This is a genomic window from Cedecea davisae, from assembly GCF_044095835.1.
Taxonomy (GTDB): Bacteria; Pseudomonadota; Gammaproteobacteria; order Enterobacterales; family Enterobacteriaceae; genus Cedecea; species Cedecea davisae.
The window spans coordinates 3,884,720-3,908,183 of the sequence record NZ_CP172054.1 but is presented as its reverse complement, the minus strand read 5'-3'; the positions used below and the strand labels follow the sequence as shown (position 1 = coordinate 3,908,183).

The window sequence follows — 23,464 nt, the reverse complement described above, 5'->3', positions numbered from 1 at the left end:
CTCCCGACGTGACGGGAGGAGAAAAACTACCCCATCAAACTTACATGCGCGGCCACAATCTTCCAGCCTGAGGGAAAGCGCACCCAGGTCTGCATCTGGCGGCCGATTTTATCGCTGCCTTCGCGGGTGAACTCGGTGCTTGCCACCGCAAGTTCGTCGCTGAAGGTGGTTATCACGGTGTTTCTCAACTGACGATCCAGCCCCTGTGGCGAGCGGCCGCTGCGGAAGGCGCGGATCTGGTCGATGCCGTAAAGATTCTCCGTGGCGCCAAAGCGTACGGTGCGGGCATCTTCCCAAAATAGCTCGTCCAGCACCGCCACATCGTTGCTTATCAGCGCCTGCTCATAGCGGTAAAAGGCCGCGGTGACTTCATTCAGAATCGCCGGGCGGTCAATATTTTCTCGCATCATTTAATTTACCTTCATCTGTAATACACCCTGGCGCTCCAGGTGACGTGCGGCTTGCAGGCAAATATCTTCCCGCCATGGAGCGGCAATTAACTGCACGCCAATCGGCAAACCGCCTGCTGTGGCTAGCGGCACGCTGGCCACCGGGAAACCGAGGAATGAAATCGGCTGAGTTAAGAGTCCCATACTGGCTTTCACCGGCAGCTCCACGCCGTTGATGTTCATGGTCTGCTGGCCGATAAGCGTGGCGCTGCAAGGCGTGGCCGGGGCGATAAGCAGATCAAACTTGTCGAACAGCGGCAGCGTGCGCTCCAGGAACCAGGCGCGGAAGCGCTGGGCCTGGGTGTACCAGACGGAAGGCGTCATGGCTCCGGCCAGCAGGCGTTCACGAGAGTTAGGCTCAAAGCGCTCGGGGCTTGCTCGCAGGGCCGGAAGATATTGGTTTCCTGCTTCCGCCGCCGTCAGCAGAAAGGCCGAGGAGCGGGCCAGTTCGGCCTCTGGCATAGAAGCATGCTCCGTAGCCTGAAGCGCTTTGGCTACGCGCAGTACCGCCTCTTTTGCATCGTCATTGCACCAGCGCTCAAAAAATCCGTCCAGCACCGCACAGCGAAGCGCCGTTGTGCTTTCCAGCGTGTCGAAAACGGGCTCAATGTCTCGCCGCGCCTGGAACGGATCTTTGCCGTCATATCCCTGAAGTACATCGTAAACTGCCGCCACATCTTCCACGCTGCGGGCCATCGGCCCAATATGGTCGAGACTGGCGACAAACGGATGGCTGCCGCCGCGCGACAGGCGGCCAAACGTCGGCTTCAGGCCCACAATGCCGCTAAGCGATGAAGGCACCCGAATGGAGCCGTTAGTGTCGGTGCCGAGGGTGAAATTCACCATACCTGCCGCGACGGCTGCCGCCGAGCCGCCCGAAGATCCTCCCGCAATACGCGTCAGGTCGCGCGGATTTCTGGTTGCGCCGTAATGGCTATTTTCGGTGGTAAAACCGTAGGCGTAAGCATCCATATTCAGCGCGCCGCCGAGCAGGCCGCCCGCCTTTTGCAACCGGGTGATGGCAAACGCATCTTCCTGCGCTGGTGCCTGTTCAGCAAACAGACTCGCGCCGGAAATTGTCGTCAGCCCTTTAATATCAAAGATGTTTTTTACCGCGTAGGGCACGCCGGCAAGGGCGGGTAGCGTCTCTCCCCGGGAAATAGAGAGGTCCACCGCTGCGGCCTCTTCGAGCAGGCGTGGCTGGGTAATCCCGGTAAAAGCATTAACCTGCGGATTAAGCTCTTCAACTTTCGCCAGCGTTTGCTGAGCAAGCTCGGTGGCCGAGAACGTTTTGTCTTGTAGCCCCTTGCGAATCTGGCGGATGGAAAGTGCGGTCATAATTTATAAACTCCGGCGGCTTCCTGACGGTCGGGCAGAGGGAATGCCATCAGCGGCTCTGCCATCGCGGCAATACGTGCCAGCTGGAACGCCAGCTCTCTGCGGCGCTCGTCGTCCAGCGGAACGGCAAGCAGCTGCTCCATCAGCCCGATATAATCCGGCCAGTTAAACGGTTGGTGTTTCATCATGCCTCTCCTCAAAAGCCTGCGGCGCTGCCGTTGCTGCGCGGATCCCACGCACCTTCAAGCATGCCGTTGGTATGGCGAACAATAGCCCCGGCGTGGCCTACGGCCTCACTGAAAGCGGGTAGGGTTTCCACTTCATGGCCGAGGGCACGAAGTGCGGCGAAGGTTTCTTCGCTAAAGCGGTTTTCCAGTTTCAGGCTGTCGGATGCCTGGCCCCAGGTCCGGCCCAGCAGCCAGCGCGGGGCGCTTACCGCTTCCTGTAAATCCACCCCCTGAATGACGTGGCGGGTAAATATGGCGGCCTGGGTCTGCGGCTGGCCGTCGCCGCCCATCGAGCCGTAAACCAGCGTTCTGCCGTCGGCAAGCCGGGCCGCCGCCGGGTTGAGGGTATGGAACGGTTGTTTGCCGGGTGCCAGCGCCAGTAAATGCGCCGGATCGAGGCTGAAAGAGGCGCCTCGGTTTTGCCACAGCACGCCGCTTTTCGGCAGCACCACGCCGCTGCCGAACTCGTGATAAATACTTTGAATAAACGACACCGCCAGCCCGTTCCCGTCGATAACGCCCATCCAGACCGTATCTCCCGGCCCTTTGCCTTTGCCCCAGGGTGCAGCGCTCTGGTCGCTGACCTGCTCTGCCAGCAAATCAAGCGCCTCGGGCTCCAGCAGGTTTTGAACCGGATCGGGTATATGGCGCGGATCGGTAATATGGCGGTCACGCAGGGCAAAAGCTTTTTTGGTCGCCTCGACGATGCGGTGTACGGTTTGCGCCTCACTGGCTTCGGCCATGTGCAGGCGATCTGTAATGCCGAGGATAGCCAGCGAGACCAGCCCCTGCGTGGGTGGCGCGAGGTTGAAAATCTCTCCGGCCTGGTGTTCAAGGCGAAGCGGCTTGCCGCGTTTTGCCCGGTGGTTTGCCAGATCCTCCCCGGTAACCGGGATGCCCAAAGCCGCCAGTTCCTCCGCTATCAGGGCCGCCAGCGGGCCGCGATAAAAACTATCCAGGCCTTCTACGGTCAGGCGCGAGAGCGTTTCTGCCAGTTTTGGCTGCGTAAAACGGCTGCCGGTGGCGGGAATCTCCCCGCGCTGCAGGAAGGTTTGCGCGAAGCCGGGAACATCGGCCAGCTCGGCGTATTTGCTTTGGGTCGCGTTTGCCTGCGAGGCGGTAACCGGAATGCCGTCTGCCGCATAGCGAATAGCATCCGCCAGCAGGCGCGAAAGCGGTATCTGGCCGCCGCCAAGCTCCGCTGAAACTTTTAATGCTTCCGCCCAGCCGCTGAGCGTGCCGGGAACCGTTAATGCAGATTTGCTTCCACGATGGGGAATTGCCGTGTCTCCGGCATAAAAGTCCAGGGTCGCCAGCGAGCCGGCCGCCCCGCTTGCGTCGAGGGTGATGGGGTCCCCTTCCGGCGGGACAATCAGCCAGAAGCCGTCGCCGCCGATGCCGTTCATATGGGGGTAAACCACCGTAATAGTTGCGGCTGCGGCGACCATAGCTTCTATGGCATCGCCGCCCTGGCGCAGAACGGCCAGCGCGCTTTCGCTGGCCAGGTGGTGGGGCGCTACCGCCATGCCGCTGGGGGCCATATTGCTTTGCATGTTGTTATTCTCTTGCAGATGTTGCGCTCGGATAGGCAAAGCAGAAGCAAGAGATGTTCCAGGTTGACGAAGATCGTTTCACTGTGTCAGGCTGCGCTGAAACGAAAGTTACAGGAGTCGGAATGAAACAGTTAGATGAGCGTTTGCGGGCCTCATGGGCGCTATTTTCCCCGCAGGAGCAGCGCGTAGCTTCGTTCATTGTCGATCATTTTGACGACCTGATTAGCTATAACAGCGCCGAGCTGGCGCGGCTTTCCGGGGTATCAAAGGCTACCGTAAGCCGCTTGTTTAAACGCTTGGGCTATGAGCGTTATAAAGATATGCGCGACGAGCTGCGAATCCTGCGCCAGAGCGGCATGCCGCTGACGGAAAATCGTGATGCGGTGCAGGGCAACACGCTGCTGGCGAGGCACTACAAGCAGGAAATGGCCAATCTGACCAATCTGGTGAATCAGCTGGATTCGGCTCAGTTTGCCGAGGTGGTTAATGCCCTGGTCAGCGGAAAGCGTTTGTTTATCATCGGGATGCGAAATTCATGGCCGGTGGCGATGCACCTCCGCCAGCAGCTGCTGCAAATTCGCAGCGGGGTGCTGCTCCTGCCGCAGCCGGGGCAGACGCTGGCGGAAGAGCTGGTGGATATCGGCCCGGACGATTGCGTGGTTGCCGTGGCATTTCGCCGCAGGCCGCGCATCATCAAGCCTCTGCTCGCCAGTTTGCAGCAGCGCGGTATACCGCTGGTGGTGCTGAGCGAATCTTCTTCCTCCGGCCTGGCGGCTTATTCCCGCTGGCACCTGAGCGCGCCGCTCGACAGCGTCTCCGCTTTCGACAGCTATAGCAGCGCCATGAGCCTGGTGAATTTACTCGCGAACGCGGTGCTGCATGAGTCATTGACCAGCGGGCGTCAGCGTATCCATAATATCGCAGAATTGTATACAGAGCTGGACGAGCTGGAACAGCGTTAATGCTCCACCCTGGTGCAGTTGCACGGTCGGGGTGAGCCAGAATGGTTCATCATCCTTACTTCACTCTTTTTTTCCGCGCTGGCCCGACGCATCAGCCGGAAAAAAATTTGCCTGCGGCTGGCACATTAGTTGCAAAAGAAACGCATAAGAATCTTTTGTTTCAATCTCAGACTCAAGGAACCGCCATGTTTGATATTCAGCACTTCCCACAAATCAATCCGCCGCACCGTTTGCTGATGGGCCCTGGCCCGATCAACGCCGATCCGCGAGTATTGCGCGCCATGGCGAGCCAGCTTATCGGGCAGTATGACCCGGTGATGACGGGCTATATGAATGAAGTGATGGTGCTGTACCGTGAGCTTTTCCGTACCGAAAACAAATGGACGATGCTGGTAGATGGCACTTCACGCGCCGGTATCGAGGCTATTTTGCTGTCGGCTATTCGGCCCGGAGACAAAGTGCTGGTGCCGGTTTTTGGCCGCTTCGGCCATCTGCTGTGTGAGATTGCCCGCCGCTGCCGCGCCGAAGTTCACACCATTGAAGTGCCGTGGGGAGAAGTTTTCAGCCCGCAGCAAATTGAAGATGCCATCAAAAAGGTGAAACCTCGCCTGCTGCTGACGGTTCAGGGCGATACTTCCACCACCATGCTGCAACCGCTGGCGGAGCTGGGGGATATTTGCCGTCGCCACGGCGTGCTGTTCTATACCGATGCTACCGCTTCGTTCGGCGGCAACGAGCTGCTAACCGATGCATGGGGGCTGGATGCGGTTTCCGCTGGGCTGCAAAAATGCCTCGGCGGCCCGTCCGGCAGCTCGCCGGTAACCCTTAGCCCGCAGATGGAAGAAGTTATCCGCCGCCGTAAATGCGTAGAGGAAGGGATCCGTACCGCCGCGCACCAGGACGGCGACGATGAGATGATCTACTCCAACTATTTCGATCTCGGCATGGTGATGGACTACTGGGGGCCGGAGCGGCTTAACCACCACACCGAAGCCACCAGCATGCTGTTTGCCGCCCGAGAGTGCGCTCGCATTATTCTGGAAGAAGGGCTGGAAACCGGGATCGCTCGCCACGAACTGCACGGCAGGGCGATGGTCGCGGGTATTCAGGGTATGGGGCTGGAAACCTTCGGCGACTTAAACCACAAAATGAATAACGTGCTGGGCGTAGCTATTCCTTCTCAGGTTCATGGGGAAGAAGTTCGCAAGCTGCTGCTGGAAGACTTCCACATCGAAATCGGCACTTCTTTCGGCCCGCTTCAGGGCAAAATCTGGCGCATCGGCACTATGGGCTATAACGCCCGTAAAGACTGCGTGCTGCAAACGCTTACCGCCCTGGAAGCGGTGCTCAACCGGCTTGGGTTTAAAACCGTGCAGGGTGAAGCGATGCAGGCGGCATGGAACGTTTACGCTCAGGGAGCCAGCTAATGGCCGCCCCTCTGATGGACGCTGAATATGCGTGGGTCGCCGCTCAGCGCGTAATGGACCGGGCAGACAGGCTGGCGGCAATTAGCGAAAGCGCCGGGCAACTGACCCGCGTCTATCTCTCCGTTCAGCACTTACAGGCAAATCAGCTGGTAGCCAGCTGGATGGAACAGCTCAGCATGACGACCTGGCAGGATGCTGTGGGCAATGTTTGCGGGCGTTACGAGGGAAAACACGAAGGGGCGCAGGCGATTCTGCTGGGTTCCCATCTCGATACGGTTCGCAACGCCGGGCGCTACGACGGCATGCTCGGCGTGCTCTGCGCCCTGGAAGTGGTGGCGTTTCTGCACCAGCACGATATTCAGCTCGAGCAGGCGATAGAAATTGTTGGCTTTGGCGATGAAGAAGGCACGCGGTTTGGCGTGACGCTGCTGGGCAGCCGGGGCGTAACCGGTAGCTGGCCAGAACACTGGCTCGGCTGTGAAGATGCCAGCGGCGTGAGCGTGGCGCAGGCGATGACGCTTGCGGGTCTTGATCCGTCGCGCATTGCCAGCGCGGCGCGCCCGGCGGAGGACTTTAGCGCCTATCTGGAGCTGCACATCGAGCAGGGACCGGTGCTGGAACAGGAAAACCTGGCCCTGGGCGTGGTGACGGCCATTAACGGTGCTCGTCGCCTCAACTGCCGCTTTACCGGGCATGCAGGGCACGCGGGGACGGTGCCAATGGCTCTGCGTAAAGATGCGCTGGCCGCTGCCGCCGAGTGGATGCATTACATTGAGTCGGCTACCCGGCAGCATGGCCCGGATTTAGTCGCTACCGTTGGCACGCTGAGCTGTGAGCCTGGCGCGGTTAACGTTATCCCCGGTGAAGTTCACCTGACGCTGGATATTCGCAGCCCGCAGGATAGCGCTCTGGAAAGTTTGCTTAATCAATTGCTGGCCGAAGGGCAGGCTATTGCCACCAGGCGCGACATGCAGTTTGCGGCACAAACCTATTACGCCATCCCGGCCACGCCCTGCGACAGCCAGCTCCAGAGCAAACTGAGCCAGGCGGTGAGCGAAGTTCAGGGGCGGAGCCTTTTGCTGCCAAGCGGCGCGGGGCATGATGCTATCGCCATCGCCGAACGCTGGCCGAGCGCCATGCTGTTTGTGCGCTGTGAGAAGGGGATCAGCCACCACCCGGCGGAATCCGTCACCGGGCAGGATGTTGCCCAGGCGGTACAGGCCTTTACCCGCGCGGTCGCCCTGCTTGCTGAATAGCAGATAAAGAAAACCCGGCGATAAAAAGCCGGGTCTTATCTCTGTCACGATCCTGCCGTTAAAGGCTGAACGGATCGGCATCCTGCCACGCCGGGAATTTCTCCCGATACTCCTGCAACGCCACCAGCGATAAATCTGCATCCAGCCTTGCCGCCTGATGCGGTTCGCAGCTCGCCATAATTTCGCCCTGAGGGCTGATGATCCGGCTATCTCCGCGGTAGTGATGGCCGTTGCCATCTGTGCCGACGCGGTTACAGCCCGCAACGTAAGCCTGATTTTCAATCGCACGGGCCTGCAACAGGCTTTGCCAGTGAAGCGAGCGCGGGGCAGGCCAGTTGGCGACATACAGCGCAAGATCGTAATCGTTGCGGTTGCGTGACCAGACCGGGAAGCGCAGATCGTAGCAAACCAGCGGCAGGATCCTCCAGCCGCGCCATTCGATAATCACACGCTCTTCACCAGCCTGGTAATGATGATGTTCGTCGGCCATGCGGAACAGATGGCGCTTATCGTAGAAATGTACTTTACCGTCCGGCTGCACCAGCAGGAAGCGGTTAACCGGCCCGCGCTCGGTTTGCAACGCGGCGCTCCCGGCTATCATCGCCTGAGTTTGCTGCGCCTTGAACTGCATCCAGTCAATCACCTCTTGCTCTGGCATCGACTGCACGGCGGCTTCCATGGCAAAGCCGGTGGTGAACATCTCCGGCAGAATAATTAAATTACGCCCGTGCACGCCCTCCAGCAGCACATCGAAGTGACGCAGGTTTGCGGCACCGTCCATCCATACCAGCGGTTGTTGCAGAAGGGAAACTTTCAAACCAGACACAAGCGGCAGCCTCTTAGGGGAAGTATTCTTTCACTGTAGCACGACAAGTCGCTCTTTTGTTGGCAATAAAAACCCCGCTTGCGCGGGGTTGATGATTAAGCGGCTTCAACCTTTCTGTGCTTTTCCGGCACCTTCACCGGCTGGGTCGCCAATGCCTCCGGATCAAACTCGTCAACGTTGATGCTGCGCAGGCGGCTGACTTCGGCTTTGGTCAGGATAGCCGCTTCATCGGCGGTTATCTTCCCTTCGCTCAGCAACTGCTTCGCCAGCTCATCCAGGCGGGTGAACGGCAAGTTACGCCCCAGCTCTTTGCAGATACGAGCGTGAATCGGCTCGGCTGCCATCACATCCAGCAGAGCGGCTTCCAGCAGGCCCGCCGGGTTATGCTCGCTCGGGGTCAGGTATTGACCACGGCCAATGCGGGAGCGGGTTGCAGACGGCACCTGCATAATCTTCGCCAGCTTGTGGTCCAGGGCGTCAGACGGCGCGCTATAACGGCGGCCCAGCGGGAAGATAACCAGACCCATCACCCCGGCAACAAAGCGGTTCGGGAAGTTGCGCAGCAGGTCGTCAATTGCCTGCTCGGCCTGATGCAGCGCATCCTGCACGCCCCAGTGCACCAGCGGCAGATCCGCCTCATTACGGCCTTCATCTTCATAGCGCTTCAGCACCGCAGAGGCGAGATACAGCTGGCTCAGCACATCACCCAGGCGAGCGGAGATGCGTTCGCGGCGTTTCAGGCTGCCGCCCAGCACTGCCATGGAGACGTCCGACAGCAGCGCGAGGTTGGCGCTCAGGCGGTTCAGGTACTGGTAATAGCGTTTGGTCGCGTCTTTAGCCGGAGTGCTGCTTCCCAGGCCGTTGGTCAGACCCAGCCACAGGCTACGCATCTTGTTGCTGCCGACGTGGCCGATGTGTTTAAACAGCAGTTTGTCGAAGGCGTTAACGTCGTTATTCTGCGCGGCGGCCATCTCTTCCAGCACATAAGGATGGCAGCGAATCGCCCCCTGGCCGAAGATAATCATGCTGCGGGTAAGAATGTTTGCGCCTTCAACGGTGATAGCGATCGGTGCGCCCTGGTAAGCACGGGCCACGAAGTTACCGTCTCCCAGCATGATGCCTTTCCCGCCGACAATATCCATCGCATCGAGAATGGCGCGCTGGCCGCGGTGGGTACAGTGATATTTAACAATCGCCGACAGCACCGCCGGTTTTTCACCGAGCACAATTCCGTAGGTAATTAATGACGCGGCGGCGTCCATCACGTAGGCGTTACCGGCGATGCGTGCCAGCGGCTCTTCAATCCCTTCCATTTTACCGATAGAGATTTTGAACTGGCGGCGAATATGCGCATAAGCGCCGGTTGCCATTGCAACGGACTTCAGGCCGCCGGTGGCGTTGGACGGCAGGGTAATGCCGCGGCCAACCGACAGGCATTCAACCAGCATACGCCAGCCCTGTCCGGCCATTTTCGGGCCACCGATAATAAAGTCGATTGGCACGAAGATGTCTTTCCCACGGGTTGGGCCGTTCTGGAACGGCACGTTCAGCGGGAAGTGACGCTTGCCGATTTCCACGCCCGGAGTATGGGTTGGAATCAGGGCGCAGGTAATGCCGAGATCTTCCTCGCCGCCCAGCAGACGATCCGGGTCGGAAAGTTTAAACGCCAGGCCAAGCACGGTGGCGATAGGCGCCAGCGTAATGTAGCGCTTGTTCCAGGTGAGGCGCATGCCCAGCACCTGTTCGCCCTGCCATTCACCCATGCAGACTACGCCGCTGTCCGGGATTGCGCCCGCATCGGAACCCGCTTCCGGGCTGGTCAGCGCGAAGCAAGGGATCTCCAGGCCGCGCGCCAGGCGTGGCAGGTAATGATCTTTTTGCTCTTCTGTACCGTAATGTTGCAGCAGTTCGCCCGGCCCTAAGGAGTTTGGCACGCCGACGGTAATCGCCAGGATACCGGAAACGCCGGACAGTTTTTGCAGCACGCGAGCCTGAGCGTAGGCGGAGAACTCAAGACCGCCGTACTCTTTCTTAATGATCATCGCGAAGAAGCGATGTTCTTTCAGGTAGGCCCACAGTTCAGGAGGCAGGTCGGCCAGTTCATGGGTTATCTGGAAGTCATTTGCCATGCGGCAGGCTTCTTCAACCGGGCCATCGATAAAGGCCTGCTCTTCCTCGGTCAGCTTAGGCTGCGGATAGTTGTGCAGCTTTTCCCAGTCTGGTTTGCCGCGGAACAGATCGCCTTCCCACCAGGTTGTCCCGGCGTCGATAGCTTCTTTTTCGGTGCGCGACATCGGCGGCATCACTTTACGGAAGCCACGGAACACCGGCGCGGAAATCAGTGATTTACGCAGCGGAGTAAAGACCAGCGGCACCAGGATAACGGCCAGCGGCACCAGCACCCAGTAAGACCAGATATTGGCGGCACCGAGGGCGGCGGTCCAGGCCAGTAAAATCACGCTGGCGAGCAGCAGGTTTGCCTGGTGATAGAACAGCACACCCAGCAGGACGAGAGTAAGAACAATACTTAAAATTAACATAAAGAAAGCTCCCTGGCTTGTAGGAGGTCTGACCACTTGTGATGTATTGGTTGTAGTGGATGTTGCATTTTTTAGCAATGCATTCACAAAATAATTACAACCTCGCTCACATTGTTGCGGCACATAATCGTAAAAGCCCGGCTAAACTCGCGGGGTTGCGCTTCTCGCGCCTGGCGCTATCCGGTACACTGCCGGAGGTGAAATTCAATCAAACCTCAAGGACTTCCTCATGTACCAGGATCTTATTCGTAATGAGTTAAATGAAGCGGCGGAAACGCTGGCTAACTTCCTGAAGGATGAAGCAAATATTCATTCCATCCAGCGCGCAGCCGTGCTGCTGGCGGACAGTTTTAAAGCGGGTGGCAAAGTGCTGTCCTGCGGTAACGGCGGCTCGCACTGCGACGCCATGCACTTCGCTGAAGAGCTGACAGGCCGCTACCGTGAGAACCGCCCTGGCTACCCGGCGATTGCGATTTCCGACGTGAGCCACATCTCCTGCGTCAGCAACGACTTTGGTTATGACTACGTGTTCTCCCGCTACGTTGAAGCGGTTGGCCGCGAAGGCGACGTGCTGCTGGGTATCTCTACTTCCGGCAACTCCGGCAACGTCATCAAGGCGATTGAGGCCGCGCGTGCTAAAGGCATGAAGGTCATCACGCTGACCGGTAAAGACGGCGGCAAAATGGCGGGAACGGCGGATATCGAAATTCGCGTGCCGCATTTTGGCTACGCGGACCGCATTCAGGAGATCCACATTAAAGTGATCCACATCCTGATTCAGTTAATCGAAAAAGAAATGGTCAAGGCTTAGCCCGAAATCCTCCTGTCCGGCGGGCAGGAGGGTTCGTTGTGGGAGAGATGAGATGTGTGAACTGCTCGGGATGAGTGCCAACGTACCGACGGATATCTGCTTTAGTTTTACCGGTCTGGTGCAGCGCGGTGGCGGAACTGGCCCCCATAAAGACGGCTGGGGCATTACCTTCTATGAAGGCAAAGGCTGCCGCACGTTTAAAGATCCTCAGCCGAGCTTCAACTCGCCCATTGCCCGCCTGGTGCAGGAATACCCGATTAAATCCTGCTCGGTGGTGGCGCACATTCGCCAGGCTAACCGTGGCCAGGTGGCGCTGGAAAACACGCATCCGTTTACCCGCGAACTGTGGGGCCGCAACTGGACTTACGCCCATAACGGGCAGTTGAAAGGCTACCGTTCGCTTGAGACCGGCAGCTTCCGCCCGATAGGCGAAACGGACAGCGAGCAGGCGTTTTGCTGGCTGCTGCACAAGCTGACCCAGCGCTACCCGCGCACGCCCGGCAATATGGAAGCGGTATTCCGCTACATTACCGAGCTGGCAGGGCAGATGAGAGAGAAGGGCGTGTTTAACATGCTGCTGTCGGACGGGCGCTACGTGATGGCGTTTTGCTCGACTAACCTGTTCTGGATAACGCGAAGGGCACCGTTTGGCGTGGCGAAGCTGTTAGACAGGGATGTGGAAATCGACTTTCAGGAAGAGACCACACCGAACGATGTGGTCACTGTTATTGCTACTCAACCGCTGACGGCGAACGAAACCTGGCACAAGATTGAGCCAGGCAAGTCGGCGTTATTTTGCCTCGGTGAGCTTATAGTTTGAGACCAGCTGTGGCTGCACCGGCGTGGCCACCGCAGGTTTGCTTATCACATAGTTGCCGCTCACTACCGCGACGTTTGGCGGCTGGTGGTTGGCAGCAAAGTAGTCATAGCCCGGTTTCAGGCCTTTCCAGAAGTTGATATAGGTCGAGTATTTGTGGCGTTCCATATTGGCGTCCGTCATGCGGAACGGGAAAATACTGACCTGCACGCGCGGCTGACCGAAGATCAGAGCGCCGGTCACAAACTGGAAAATCTCATCAATGCCGGAGTCGGTCATGGCGTAGCAGCCAATGGACACGCAGGCACCGTGGATCATCAAGTATTTCCCTTCATAGCCGTGCGAGCGGTCAAATTCGTTCGGGAAGCCGATATTAATCGCTTTATAGAAGCGGCTGTCCGGCTTTAGCTGACTGCGATCAACGCTATAAAAACCTTCGGGACTTTTAAAATCGCCCTGGCGCTGTTTTGGCCCCAGACCGCCTGAATAATTGCAGATGCGGTAGCTGTTGAGCATCTGATATTGCTCGCCCATCTTCACCCACAGTTCAAGGGTGCGCTCTTCTTTAAAGATTTGAATATAAACCGGGGAGCCCATGAGCTGCTGTCTGGTTTCTTTGCCGATGGGGGCGGCGACGCCGCTGCTATTCAGCAGGCTGGCGAAAGAGAAAAACGGCATAGAGAGCATCGCAATCATTAGTGCGATCTTACGCATACTGCTTGATTCCTTGATAAACCTGCAACTAACAGCCAGGACGGCTAAAGGGACCCTAAATCAGAATAATCTGGACAGGATTGCGCTCACATTAGCATCGTGGTTTTTTTTCGCAAGCGGCAGTCTGATGCGTTTACAAATTTTATTGGAATGAACAGGAAAGAGGGGATATTTCCTCATTGCCAAATGAGCTGTATACTTATCCAGTATTGTTTTCCGGGGCGGGTTATTATGCGCAAAATCATTCATGTCGATATGGACTGCTTTTTTGCCGCCGTTGAGATGCGTGATAATCCAGCCCTGCGCGAAGTTCCGCTGGCTATCGGCGGCAGCGCCCAGCGGCGAGGCGTGATAAGCACCGCAAACTACCCCGCGCGCAAGTTTGGCGTGCACAGCGCCATGTCCACGGCGATGGCGCTGAAGCTTTGCCCTCATCTCACCCTGCTGCCGGGCAGATTCGACGCTTATAAAGAAGCCTCAAACCATATCCGCGAAATCTTCTCCCGCTACACCTCGCTGATTGAGCCGTTGTCTCTCGATGAAGCCTATCTGGACGTGACCAACAGCGAGCATTGCCAGGGCTCGGCAACCCTCATCGCCCGTGAAATTCGCCAGGCCATTTCCGACGAGCTGAACCTCACGGCTTCCGCCGGCATCGCGCCGGTCAAGTTTCTGGCCAAAATAGCCTCCGACCTTAATAAGCCGAACGGGCAGTACGTGATTACCCCGGAGAAGATTCCCGCTTTCCTGGAAACGCTGCCGCTGGGGAAAATCCCCGGCGTCGGCAAGGTAACGGTAGCAAGGCTGGAAGAGATAGGCCTGCGAACCTGTGCGGACGTGCAAAAAGCCGACCTGGCGCTGCTGCTAAAGCGCTTTGGCAAGTTTGGTCGCGTGCTTTGGGAGCGCAGCCAGGGCATAGACGAGCGGGAAATCAGCAACGAGCGCCAGAGAAAGTCGGTTGGCGTGGAGCGCACGCTGGCGGAAGACATTCATGAATGGCAGGCGTGCGAGGACATTATCGAGCGGCTCTACCCGGAGCTGGAGCGAAGGCTGGCTAAGGAGCGTGCCGACCTGCGCATTGCCCGCCAGGGGGTAAAGCTCAAGTTTAATGACTTTCAGCTCACCACGCAGGAACACGTCTGGCCGGAGCTGAATAAAGAAGACCTGATTGCTACCGCGCGTAAAGCCTGGGAAGAGCGAAGGGGAGGACGTGGCGTCCGGCTGGTGGGGCTACATGTGACTTTGCTGGACCCGCAGCTGGAAAGGCAACTGCTGCTGGGGCTGTAAAGATAACCCTCATCCCGGCCTTCTCCCTGGAAGGGAGAAGGGGAAAAGAATGAGGGCAAGGCAGGCAAAGAAAGCCTCTTCTCCCTTGTAGGGAGAGGGTTAGGGTGAGGGTAAAAACTACTTCGCCGGAATAGCTTTCAGCAACTCGGTCAGCAGTTTCCAGTACTGGCCCACGCTTTCAATGTGAACCTGCTCATCCGGAGAGTGAGGCCCGGTGATAGTCGGCCCGATAGAAACCATGTCCATGTCCGGGTACGGTTTTTTGAACAGACCGCATTCCAGACCTGCGTGGATAACCATAATGTTCGGGGTTTTGTTGAACAGCTTCTGGTAGGTTTCACGCACCAGATGCATCACCGGAGAGTTAGCGTCCGGCTGCCAGCCAGGGTAGCTGCCTTTCGCTTCGGTTTTAGCCCCGGCCAGCTGGCCCAGCGCTTCCAGAACGCCAACAACGTGGTCTTTACCTGAGTCGATCAGGGAGCGGATCAGGCAGATGATTTCCGCGCTGTCGTCGCTCATGGTCACTACGCCCGCGTTCAGGGAGGTTTCTACCACGCCTTTTACTTCGTCGGAATTGCGAATAACGCCGTTCGGGGTGGCGTTCAGCAGGCCGAGGAAGTTGGTGCGGCTTTTTGCCGTCAGCGCCTGTTTGTCAGAGCTTACGGGCTCTACCAGCACGGTCAGGTTCTTCTCTACCGCGGCCAGCTCGTTTTTCAGGATAGCGAGATACTCGTTAGCCAGGGACTTCAGCTCGGCCGCTTTAGCAGCAGGCACCGCGAGGGTAGCGAATGCTTCACGCGGGATAGCGTTGCGCAGAGTACCGCCGTTCAGATCCAGCAGGCGTGCGTCCAGCTCTGCTACGTGGGCAAACAGGAAGCGGGCCAGCAGCTTGTTGGCGTTGCCGAGGCCTAGGTGAATATCTCCGCCGGAGTGGCCGCCTTTCAGGCCTTTAATGGTCAGCTTGAAGGTTTCGAACCCGGCCGGAACCGCTTCGCGCTGCAGCGGCAGAGTGGTGATGAAGTCGATGCCGCCTGCGCAGCCCATGTAGATCTCACCTTCTTCTTCGGAGTCGGTGTTGATCAGGATATCCGCCTGCAGCCAGCCAGCCTGAAGGCCGAATGCACCGTCCATGCCGGCTTCTTCGGTCATGGTCAGCAGCACTTCCAGCGGGCCGTGAACCACGCTGTCATCTGCCAGAACCGCCAGGGCAGATGCCATGCCGATGCCGTTGTCCGCGCCCAGAGTGGTGCCGCGAGCTTTGATCCACTCGCCGTCGATGTACGGCTGGATAGGATCTTTGGTGAAGTCGTGAACGGTGTCGTTGTTTTTCTGCGGCACCATGTCGAGGTGCGCCTGGAGAACCACGGCTTTGCGGTTTTCCATTCCGGCGGTGGCCGGTTTACGAATCAGGATGTTGCCAACCTGGTCGCGCTCTACGTGCAGGCCTTTTTCTTTTGCCCAGGACAGGATGTGTGCCGCCAGCTCTTCTTCATGATAGGACGGGTGCGGAATAGAACAGATTTTGGCAAAAATATCCCACAGCGGCTGCGGAGATAGTTGAGACAATTCAGACACGTTGAGTCTCCCTGGAGTCATTTTTTTGACATACCGGTCACGGTTTTGACCGGGTTCATTTACATCACAAGCTCTGCTTGCGCGATCTTCCGAGAATACCACTTTCTTTTGTTGCGTGAAGGCTGAATACGAGTAAAAACCACTGCCGTTGGCCCGCAACACTGGTTTTTAGTGCGTCAGATCTCTATAATCTCGCGCAACCAAAACCCCTTCGAATACTTTTTAAGCCGTTATTTACAGGCCGGGACACTTCACATGAGCGAAAAATACGTCGTCACCTGGGACATGTTGCAGATTCACGCCCGCAAGCTGGCTCAGCGCCTGCTGCCAGCAGAACAGTGGAAAGGCATTATCGCCGTTAGCCGTGGTGGCCTGGTGCCGGGCGCGCTGCTGGCTCGTGAACTGGGAATTCGCCATGTTGATACCGTTTGTATCTCCAGCTACGACCACGATAACCAGCGTGAGCTGACCGTACTGAAACGTGCGGAAGGTGACGGTGAAGGCTTCATCGTTATTGATGACCTGGTCGACACCGGCGGTACCGCTGTTGCTATCCGTGAAATGTACCCGAAAGCTCACTTTGTCACTATCTTCGCCAAGCCTGCTGGCCAGCCGCTGGTGGACGACTACGTGATTGACATCCCGCAGGACACCTGGATTGAGCAGCCGTGGGATATGGGTGTGGTATTTGTGCCGCCTCTGGCAGGCCGTTAATCCCCCATAAGTTATTTGAGTACCTTTACGCCCGGCTAGCCGGGCGTTTGTGTTATTTAGGCGGCATCAGGGCTACAATAGCGGCGTTTCTCGTATTCATGGAGGCAGTGAAACGATGTCGCAGGCCAATCTAAGCGAAACTCTCTTTAAGCCCAGATTCAAACACCCAGAAACCTCGACGCTGGTGCGCCGCGCCCGGCATACTGCGGCCCCGTCAATCCAGTCCGCGCTGGACGGGAAAAACGTTCCTCACTGGTATCGCATGATCAATCGCCTGATGTGGATTTGGCGAGGCGTTGACCCGCGTGAAATCCTCGAAGTACAGGCGCGCATTGCCTGTACCGAAGCCGAGCGCACCAACGACGACCTGTTTGATACCGTAGTGGGCTACCGCGGTGGAAACTGGATTTACGAATGGTCTAAGCAGGCGATGCTCTGGCAGCAGCGTGCTAACCAGGAAACCGATGAAGAAAAAATCGGTAAATACTGGCTCCAGGCCGCCAATCTTTACAGCATCGCGGCCTACCCGCACCTGAAGGGCGACGTACTGGCCGAGCAGGCTCAGGTCCTGGCTAACCGCGCCTATGAGGAAGCGGCTCCACGCCTTTCTGGCGGCCTGCGCGAGCTGGAGTTCCCGGTAGAAGGCGGCGGCACCATCAGCGGCTTCCTGCATTTGCCTAAGCAGGGAGAAGGCCCGTTCCCGACGGTATTGATGTGCGGCGGTCTGGACGCTCTGCAAAGCGACTATTACAGCCTGTTTGAGAAATACTTCGCTCCCCAGGGCATTGCGATGCTAACCATCGACATGCCGTCGGTAGGCTTCTCCGCCAAGTGGAAGTTAACCCAGGACTCAAGCCTGCTGCACCAGCACGTACTCAGGGCGTTACCCAATATTCCGTGGGTCGACCACACCCGCGTGGCGGCCTTTGGCTTCCGTTTCGGAGCCAACGTGGCGGTACGCCTTGCCTACCTTGAAGCTAACCGCCTTAAAGCCGTGGCCTGCCTTGGACCGGTGGTGCACAGCCTGCTGAGCGACCCACAGCGCCAGGCCGACGTGCCGGAAATGTACATCGACGTGCTCGCCAGCCGCCTCGGCATGACCAGCATCTCAGACAGCGCATTGAGCGTGGAGCTTAACCGCTACTCGCTCAAAACCCAGGGCCTGCTTGGCCGCCGCTGCCCAACGCCGATGCTTTCCGGTTTTTGGGCCAACGACCCCTTCAGCCCGGAAGAAGAATCGCGTTTAATCGCTTCGTCATCTGCGGACGGCAAATTACTCGAGATCCCGTTCAACCCGGTGTATCGAAACTTTGACAAAGCGCTGCAAGAAATTACCGGATGGATGAAACAAAGATTACGTTAATGATTTGCTAAATCTCAGCGGTTTGCTAAAACAGATGCTTCACAACAGGAGATCGTAATGACGTTACCGAGTGGACACCCGAAAAGTAGACTGATTAGAAAGTTCGCCTCGCTTGGCCCTTACATTCGGGAAGAGCAGTGTGAAGATAACCGCTTCTTCTTCGATTGCCTGGCTGTTTGCGTTAACGTTAAGCCCGCGCCAGAGAAGCGCGAGTTCTGGGGATGGTGGATGGTGCTGGAAGCTCAGGAAAAGCAGTTTACCTACACCTGGCAGTTCGGCCTGTTTGATAAAGACGGCAAATGGACGGCAACCCCGGCGAAGGACAAAGAAGTCGATGAGAAGCTGGAGCAGACCCTGCGTGGGTTCCACGGGCGCCTGAAGGATTTACTCGCCAGCCTCGAACTTGGGCTGGTGCCTGCCGAGAACTTTGCTGAAAAGAAGCTAAAGCTCTCCGCCTGAAAATAAAAAATCCCCGTTCACCGAACGGGGATTTTTTTATCTAAAACTTAGAACTGGTAGGTCAGCGCCAGAGCAACGACGTTATCGTTATTCAGCTTCAGCTTGTTGCTATCGCTCAACTGGTTAATTTTGTAGTCGATGTAGGTAGACATGTTTTTGTTGAAGTAATAGTAAGTCCCGATCTCAATATATTTGGTCAGGTCCGCATCACCAATGCCTTCAATATCTTTCGCTTTGGACTGCACGTAGCCGATGGACGGACGCAGGCCGAAGTCAAACTGGTACTGAGCAACCACTTCAAACGCCTGGTTTTTATTAGCAAAACCAGAAACGTTGCTGGCGGAGTTCGCCAGAGAACCCGGGACGCTGATTGGCGTCATGTTGCGTGTTTCAGCGTAGGTTGTTGCCAGGTAAACGTTGTTTTTGTCGTACTTGATACCGGTGGTCCAGGCTTCGGCTTTAGTGCCCTGGCCGTAAGCGCCGGATTCTTGTTTGTTAGTACGGTCGGAGTTAGCGTATGCGCCGCCTACGGTCAGGCCGGTATCGGCGATGTCATAGGTCAGAGAAGTGCCGAAGCCGTCGCCGTTCTGTTTAGTCACATCGCGGCCGTCGTTCTGGTTTTTGCCCTGGTATTGCAGAGCCAGTTTCAGGCCATCTACCAGACCAAAGAAGTTGTTGTTGCGGTAAGTCGCAACGCCGTTGGTACGGCCGGTCATGAAGTTGTCGGTTCTGGTGTAAGAGTCGTTACCATAATCCGGCATCATATCGGTGAAGGCACCGATGTTGTACAGCACGCCGTAGTTACGGCCGTAGTCGAATGAGCCGTAGTCACCTGCTTTCAGGCCGGCAAACGCCAGACGGGTTTTCGCGGTATTTGGGTCACCTTCAACTTTGTTGGCGGCAACCTGGTATTCCCACTGGCCAAAACCGGTCAGCTGGCTGTTGATCTGAGTTTCGCCTTTGAAGCCCAGACGCGCATAGGTGCCGTCGCCGTCTACTGAGTTGTTGTCGCTCAGATAGTGCTCGGCTTTTACGCGGCCGTAGAGATCCAGTTTGTTACCGTTTTTGTTGTAAACTTCGGCTGCCTGAGACGCGGAAGCCGCAACGATGCCCATTACCACTAATGCCAGTGTGCTCTTTTTCATTTGTTATCCCAAGAATGGTGAAAGCCTGCAAAATTATTCCAGGAGTCGGGCTCCCGCTAAAAACAGGAAGGGTTTTATCGTCCGGAGATTAAAGATTTATGACAATTTAGGAGAAAGATTAAATATTCGTAATAAAGTTTGTATGTCATAAAAATGTAAAATATATCGACTACATTCAGCGATCCTTTCTCCCTTCTTAGCCCTTTTCCCGCACCGCCTGTTGGCAAGCCGCGTGACTCCTGTTACAACGTCATCTGGCTTTTTAATTTCCCCCTTTTCGTAAAAATGGCAGAGAATCATGAGTGACAGCCAGACGCTGGTGGTAAAACTAGGCACCAGCGTATTAACCGGTGGCTCCCGCCGCCTGAACCGCGCCCATATTGTTGAATTGGTTCGCCAGTGTGCTCAGTTGCACGCGGCGGGGCATCGTATTGTTATTGTTACCTCCGGGGCGATTGCCGCCGGACGCGAACATTTGGGTTACCCCGAACTCCCCGCAACCATCGCCTCCAAGCAATTGCTGGCCGCGGTGGGGCAAAGCCGCCTGATCCAGCTCTGGGAACAGCTGTTTTCTATTTACGGCATTCACGTAGGGCAGATGCTGCTGACCCGCGCCGACATGGAAGACCGTGAACGTTTCCTTAATGCCCGCGACACGCTAAGAGCCTTGCTGGACAACAACATTGTGCCGGTCATTAATGAAAACGACGCGGTGGCGACGGCGGAAATCAAAGTAGGCGATAACGACAACCTTTCTGCCCTGGCCGCTATTCTGGCCGGAGCCGACAAACTGCTGCTGCTGACCGACCAGCAGGGGCTGTACACCGCCGACCCGCGTAATAACCCGGAAGCGGAATTGATCAAAGAAGTTCACGGCATAGACGACGCGCTGCGCGCCATCGCCGGGGACAGCGTGTCCGGCCTGGGAACGGGCGGTATGGGCACCAAATTGCAGGCCGCGGACGTTGCCTGCCGCGCGGGCATAGACGTTATCATCGCCGCTGGCAGCAAGCCCGGCGTAATTGGCGACGTGATGGCCGGGACGCCGGTTGGCACACGTTTCCACGCCCAGCAGTCTCCGCTGGAAAACCGTAAACGCTGGATCTTTGGCGCTCCGCCTGCGGGTGAAATCACCGTGGATGACGGCGCGCTGTCTGCCATTCTCGAGCGCGGAAGCTCGCTGCTGCCAAAAGGCATTAAAAGCGTGAGCGGCAATTTCTCTCGCGGGGAAGTGATCCGCATTCGCAGCCTGGAAGGGCGCGACATTGCCCACGGCGTTTGCCGCTACAACAGCGACGCGCTGCGCCGCATCGCCGGGCATCACTCCCAGCAAATTGACGAAATCCTCGGCTATGAATACGGCCCGGTGGCCGTTCATCGCGACGACATGATTGTTAACTAAGGAGCAGGCAATGCTTGAACAAATGGGTAAAGCGGCAAAAGAGGCCTCTTACCAGCTGGCACTGCTCTCCGGGCGCGAGAAAAACCGCGTGCTGGAAAAGATTGCCGACTCTCTCGAAGCCCAGGCCGAAGAAATTCTGGCGGCTAACCAGCAGGATGTGGAAGAGGCGCGTAAAAACGGCCTTAGCGAAGCAATGCTCGACCGCCTGCTGCTCACTCCGGCACGCCTGAAAGGCATCGCCGATGACGTGCGCCAGGTCTGTAACCTCGCCGACCCGGTAGGGCAGGTGATTGACGGCGGGCTGCTGGACAGCGGGCTGCGTATTGAACGCCGCCGCGTGCCGCTCGGCGTGGTGGGCGTGATTTATGAAGCGCGCCCGAACGTGACAGTAGATGTAGCTTCCCTGTGCCTGAAAACCGGCAACGCCGCTATTCTGCGCGGCGGGAAAGAAACGTGGCGCACCAATAACGCCACGGTCGCCGTGATCCAGAATGCGCTGGAAGCTTGCGGTCTGCCGAAGGCGGCAGTTCAGGCGATTGAAAACCCGGATCGCGCTCTGGTTAACGAGATGCTGCGCCTCGACCGCTACATCGACATGCTCATTCCACGGGGCGGCGCTGGCCTGCACAAGCTTTGCCGCGAGCAGTCGACTATTCCGGTTATCACCGGCGGGATTGGCGTTTGCCACATCGTGGTGGATGACACCGCAGAGTTTGAACCGGCGCTGAAAATCATCGTTAACGCTAAAACCCAGCGCCCGAGCACCTGTAATACGGTGGAAACGCTGCTGGTGCACCAGGCGATTGCGGAGAGCTTCCTGCCTGCGCTTAGCAAGCAGATGGCTGACTCCGGCGTAACGCTACACGCTGACGAAAAATCTCTGCCGATCCTGAAAAACGGCCCGGCGGTAGTAGAAGCGGTGAAAGAGGCGGATTACAATGACGAGTGGCTCTCGCTGCACCTTAACGTGAAAGTGGTTGCCGACCTGGACGACGCCATCGCACATATTCGCGAGCACGGCACCCAGCACTCCGACGCCATCCTCACCCGCACGCTGCGCAATGCGAACCGCTTTATTAACGAAGTGGACTCCTCTGCCGTGTACGTCAACGCCTCAACCCGCTTCACCGACGGCGGCCAGTTTGGCCTTGGCGCAGAAGTAGCCGTGAGCACCCAGAAGCTGCACGCTCGCGGCCCGATGGGGCTTGAAGCCTTAACCACCTACAAGTGGATCGGCTTTGGCGACGATACCATTCGTGCGTAAATAGCCCACGGGTGATGCAAAAACCAGCATGCAGTTTGACAAGTGGTTGACGCATCACCCGATCTTTCTTACCCTTTTACACCGTTACCCGCACGACACCTTTCTCCGTGCCGATATAGCTCAGTTGGTAGAGCAGCGCATTCGTAATGCGAAGGTCGTAGGTTCGACTCCTATTATCGCACCATTAACCACGCGGCTTCACGCGATATTCACCAAATCAGAAAGGCCACCTTGTGCCATTTCCTGCCAGAAATGCGTCAATTTGCATGGCATGCTGTGTAAGGTGGTTAGGTGCCAGATGGGCATAACGCTGAATCATTTCTATGCTTTCCCATCCTCCCATTTCCAGTCCTCCTTAACGCAGCTCGCCAGGCTGTGTTTGTAGTAGCACAGTAAAATTGGCCACCTGTAGAATAGGGCCGTCAGCCCGCCCGGACTGGCACTTACACCGGCGGGGCTGCCGTAAGACAGGCGAAAGCAGAACGTATCTGTATCAAAAACATCCCCCAGACTTTCCAGGTGTTGGTGTTAAGGAATGATTTTTTTAATTTTATAGATTTGGTAAAGCTGTTGCATGCTGACTAAATGCGTCCTGCGCATCACGTTCCGTAAATGTGAGTATAAAGTTTTATTTTCGATAGACAGTTTGTTGCATATTACGCGATGGCTTATTCCTCTGAAGAAAAGGTTAAGGATCCTCGTTTCTTTACGGCTGACATAGAACGTATCGCTGCGGTGTAGCTGACTTTTGTTATCAGACAGGTACAGATGTTCTGCTTTCATTCTGTCCAGTACCGGGCGTATGTCACGGCGATTAATGATAATCAGGTTATCAGCCATCACTAAGAGCCTGTTTATCGGCGTGCACCTCACTTCGGTCAGGATGTAGAACAGCGTGTTTCGATAGCGCTGTACGAGTCGCCGAAGCTCTGCCTGTCCCCATTCGTTACACATCCGGTCTGCTCCCAGAAAAACGTAGCGCACCGGATATTTACTCAGCGTTGTGACAACCTCCTGCAGCATATCCACTATTGACACTTTTTGTGGATACGAGAACTTTTCTTTCAGATATACCCTCATTCCCAGCGCTGTAAAACTGCAGTCCTCAGCAATCAGAATCATTAGTCGTCTCAATGGATTTGGTTAATTAGTAGGTTATTAATACATTTATTTTGTAAATGAAATGTTATTCGCCGTGAATTCTTATAAATAAATTCCTTTTATCTTTTAAATGAAAAAATATTTACCGCCAGGAAAGAGCCCGACTTTCTTTCGACAGGCAGGGGAGGCCCCAGCTTGTATAAAGCTGTGTGTATTAACGCCGTTAATTTAAAG

At 56.8% G+C, this 23,464-nt stretch carries 21 protein-coding genes, 1 tRNA gene and 1 pseudogene; 12 read left to right on the top strand and 11 right to left on the bottom strand.

What is annotated here, in order from left to right; translation table 11 throughout:
• Window positions 1-26 precede the first annotated feature (26 nt).
• The 4 genes from hpxZ to ACG1VR_RS18665 are packed head-to-tail and all read right to left on the bottom strand — an operon-like array spanning window position 27 to window position 3,567.
• The gene (gene hpxZ / locus ACG1VR_RS18680) at window positions 27-410 is read right to left on the bottom strand and encodes an oxalurate catabolism protein HpxZ (RefSeq protein ID WP_016535014.1); all 384 of its coding nucleotides are present in this window, start codon (window positions 408-410) and stop codon (window positions 27-29) included.
• Window positions 411-1,787: an AtzE family amidohydrolase gene (locus ACG1VR_RS18675; protein ID WP_395489539.1), complete on the bottom strand. Its 1,377-nt coding sequence runs from the start codon at window positions 1,785-1,787 to the stop codon at window positions 411-413. It lies immediately after the preceding gene.
• Window positions 1,784-1,972, bottom strand: a complete 189-nt coding sequence (hpxX, locus tag ACG1VR_RS18670; RefSeq protein WP_395491125.1) for an oxalurate catabolism protein HpxX — start codon at window positions 1,970-1,972, stop codon at window positions 1,784-1,786. The genes ACG1VR_RS18675 and hpxX overlap by 4 nt, the downstream gene beginning before the upstream one ends.
• Before the next feature lie 11 nt (window positions 1,973-1,983).
• Window positions 1,984-3,567, bottom strand: coding sequence for a gamma-glutamyltransferase family protein (locus tag ACG1VR_RS18665; RefSeq protein WP_395489538.1), 1,584 nt, complete (start codon window positions 3,565-3,567; stop codon window positions 1,984-1,986).
• Between the two features lie 122 nt (window positions 3,568-3,689).
• Here ACG1VR_RS18665 and ACG1VR_RS18660 point away from each other — a divergent pair, with 122 nt between their 5' ends.
• The 3 genes from ACG1VR_RS18660 (at window position 3,690) to hpxK (ending at window position 7,212) form a co-directional block, all read left to right on the top strand.
• On the top strand, window positions 3,690-4,529 hold the full coding sequence (locus ACG1VR_RS18660) for a MurR/RpiR family transcriptional regulator (RefSeq protein ID WP_395489537.1): 840 nt from the start codon (window positions 3,690-3,692) through the stop codon (window positions 4,527-4,529).
• A gap of 185 nt (window positions 4,530-4,714) precedes the next feature.
• Window positions 4,715-5,956, top strand: a complete 1,242-nt coding sequence (locus ACG1VR_RS18655) for a pyridoxal-phosphate-dependent aminotransferase family protein (RefSeq protein WP_395489536.1) — start codon at window positions 4,715-4,717, stop codon at window positions 5,954-5,956.
• On the top strand, window positions 5,956-7,212 hold the full coding sequence (hpxK, locus tag ACG1VR_RS18650) for an allantoate amidohydrolase (protein ID WP_395489535.1): 1,257 nt from the start codon (window positions 5,956-5,958) through the stop codon (window positions 7,210-7,212). The genes ACG1VR_RS18655 and hpxK overlap by 1 nt, the downstream gene beginning before the upstream one ends.
• 58 nt (window positions 7,213-7,270) lie before the next feature.
• Here the strand turns inward: hpxK and ACG1VR_RS18645 are convergent, their stop codons facing one another.
• Window positions 7,271-8,038, bottom strand: a complete 768-nt coding sequence (locus ACG1VR_RS18645) for an amidohydrolase (protein WP_039897943.1) — start codon at window positions 8,036-8,038, stop codon at window positions 7,271-7,273.
• 95 nt (window positions 8,039-8,133) lie between these two features.
• Window positions 8,134-10,578, bottom strand: coding sequence for an acyl-CoA dehydrogenase FadE (gene fadE / locus ACG1VR_RS18640; protein ID WP_016535022.1), 2,445 nt, complete (start codon window positions 10,576-10,578; stop codon window positions 8,134-8,136).
• Window positions 10,579-10,807: 229 nt separating this feature from the next.
• Between fadE and lpcA the strand changes: the two genes are divergently transcribed.
• Together lpcA and ACG1VR_RS18630 are read left to right on the top strand one after the other, a co-directional pair.
• On the top strand, window positions 10,808-11,389 hold the full coding sequence (lpcA, locus tag ACG1VR_RS18635; RefSeq protein WP_172568290.1) for a D-sedoheptulose 7-phosphate isomerase: 582 nt from the start codon (window positions 10,808-10,810) through the stop codon (window positions 11,387-11,389).
• A gap of 52 nt (window positions 11,390-11,441) precedes the next feature.
• The gene (locus tag ACG1VR_RS18630; protein ID WP_016535024.1) at window positions 11,442-12,209 is read left to right on the top strand and encodes a class II glutamine amidotransferase; all 768 of its coding nucleotides are present in this window, start codon (window positions 11,442-11,444) and stop codon (window positions 12,207-12,209) included.
• Here ACG1VR_RS18630 and dpaA read toward each other — a convergent pair.
• Window positions 12,180-12,920, bottom strand: a complete 741-nt coding sequence (gene dpaA / locus ACG1VR_RS18625; protein ID WP_016535025.1) for a peptidoglycan meso-diaminopimelic acid protein amidase — start codon at window positions 12,918-12,920, stop codon at window positions 12,180-12,182. The two genes, ACG1VR_RS18630 and dpaA, sit on opposite strands and share 30 nt — an antisense overlap.
• 231 nt (window positions 12,921-13,151) lie before the next feature.
• Here dpaA and dinB point away from each other — a divergent pair, with 231 nt between their 5' ends.
• Complete coding sequence (gene dinB, locus ACG1VR_RS18620; RefSeq protein ID WP_395489534.1) at window positions 13,152-14,207, top strand: DNA polymerase IV; 1,056 nt, start codon at window positions 13,152-13,154, stop codon at window positions 14,205-14,207.
• Between the two features lie 117 nt (window positions 14,208-14,324).
• Here dinB and pepD read toward each other — a convergent pair whose 3' ends face one another.
• Complete coding sequence (gene pepD / locus ACG1VR_RS18615) at window positions 14,325-15,782, bottom strand: cytosol nonspecific dipeptidase (protein ID WP_395489533.1); 1,458 nt, start codon at window positions 15,780-15,782, stop codon at window positions 14,325-14,327.
• Window positions 15,783-16,037: 255 nt separating this feature from the next.
• Here pepD and gpt point away from each other — a divergent pair, with 255 nt between their 5' ends.
• The 3 genes from gpt to crl all read left to right on the top strand — a co-directional run bounded on the left by gpt (window position 16,038) and on the right by crl (window position 18,318).
• Window positions 16,038-16,496 carry a xanthine phosphoribosyltransferase gene (gene gpt / locus ACG1VR_RS18610; protein ID WP_008457349.1) on the top strand — a complete coding sequence of 153 codons (459 nt, stop codon included), beginning with the start codon at window positions 16,038-16,040 and terminating at the stop codon, window positions 16,494-16,496.
• A 115-nt stretch (window positions 16,497-16,611) separates the two neighbouring features.
• The gene (gene frsA, locus ACG1VR_RS18605) at window positions 16,612-17,859 is read left to right on the top strand and encodes an esterase FrsA (protein WP_279051981.1); all 1,248 of its coding nucleotides are present in this window, start codon (window positions 16,612-16,614) and stop codon (window positions 17,857-17,859) included.
• Between the two features lie 57 nt (window positions 17,860-17,916).
• Window positions 17,917-18,318: a sigma factor-binding protein Crl gene (gene crl / locus ACG1VR_RS18600; RefSeq protein WP_172568286.1), complete on the top strand. Its 402-nt coding sequence runs from the start codon at window positions 17,917-17,919 to the stop codon at window positions 18,316-18,318.
• Between the two features lie 47 nt (window positions 18,319-18,365).
• On the opposite strand, the gene ACG1VR_RS18595 is transcribed toward crl, so the two are convergent.
• On the bottom strand, window positions 18,366-19,463 hold the full coding sequence (locus ACG1VR_RS18595; RefSeq protein ID WP_016535030.1) for a porin: 1,098 nt from the start codon (window positions 19,461-19,463) through the stop codon (window positions 18,366-18,368).
• Window positions 19,464-19,761: 298 nt separating this feature from the next.
• Between ACG1VR_RS18595 and proB the strand changes: the two genes are divergently transcribed.
• The 3 genes from proB to ACG1VR_RS18580 all read left to right on the top strand — a co-directional run bounded on the left by proB (window position 19,762) and on the right by ACG1VR_RS18580 (window position 22,313).
• A complete protein-coding gene (gene proB / locus ACG1VR_RS18590; RefSeq protein ID WP_016535032.1) occupies window positions 19,762-20,865 on the top strand; it encodes a glutamate 5-kinase in 1,104 nt (367 codons plus the stop codon).
• Between the two features lie 10 nt (window positions 20,866-20,875).
• Entirely contained in the window at window positions 20,876-22,129 is a 1,254-nt protein-coding gene (gene proA / locus ACG1VR_RS18585) for a glutamate-5-semialdehyde dehydrogenase (protein WP_395489532.1), read from the top strand.
• Between the two features lie 109 nt (window positions 22,130-22,238).
• Window positions 22,239-22,313 (top strand) — tRNA-Thr (locus ACG1VR_RS18580).
• A gap of 33 nt (window positions 22,314-22,346) precedes the next feature.
• On the opposite strand, the pseudogene ACG1VR_RS18575 reads toward ACG1VR_RS18580, so the two are convergent.
• Together ACG1VR_RS18575 and ACG1VR_RS18570 are read right to left on the bottom strand one after the other, a co-directional pair.
• Window positions 22,347-22,475 (bottom strand): annotated as a pseudogene (locus ACG1VR_RS18575) (hypothetical protein); the annotation flags it as partial.
• A 182-nt stretch (window positions 22,476-22,657) separates the two neighbouring features.
• On the bottom strand, window positions 22,658-23,251 hold the full coding sequence (locus ACG1VR_RS18570; RefSeq protein WP_395489531.1) for a LuxR C-terminal-related transcriptional regulator: 594 nt from the start codon (window positions 23,249-23,251) through the stop codon (window positions 22,658-22,660).
• Window positions 23,252-23,464 lie beyond the last annotated feature (213 nt).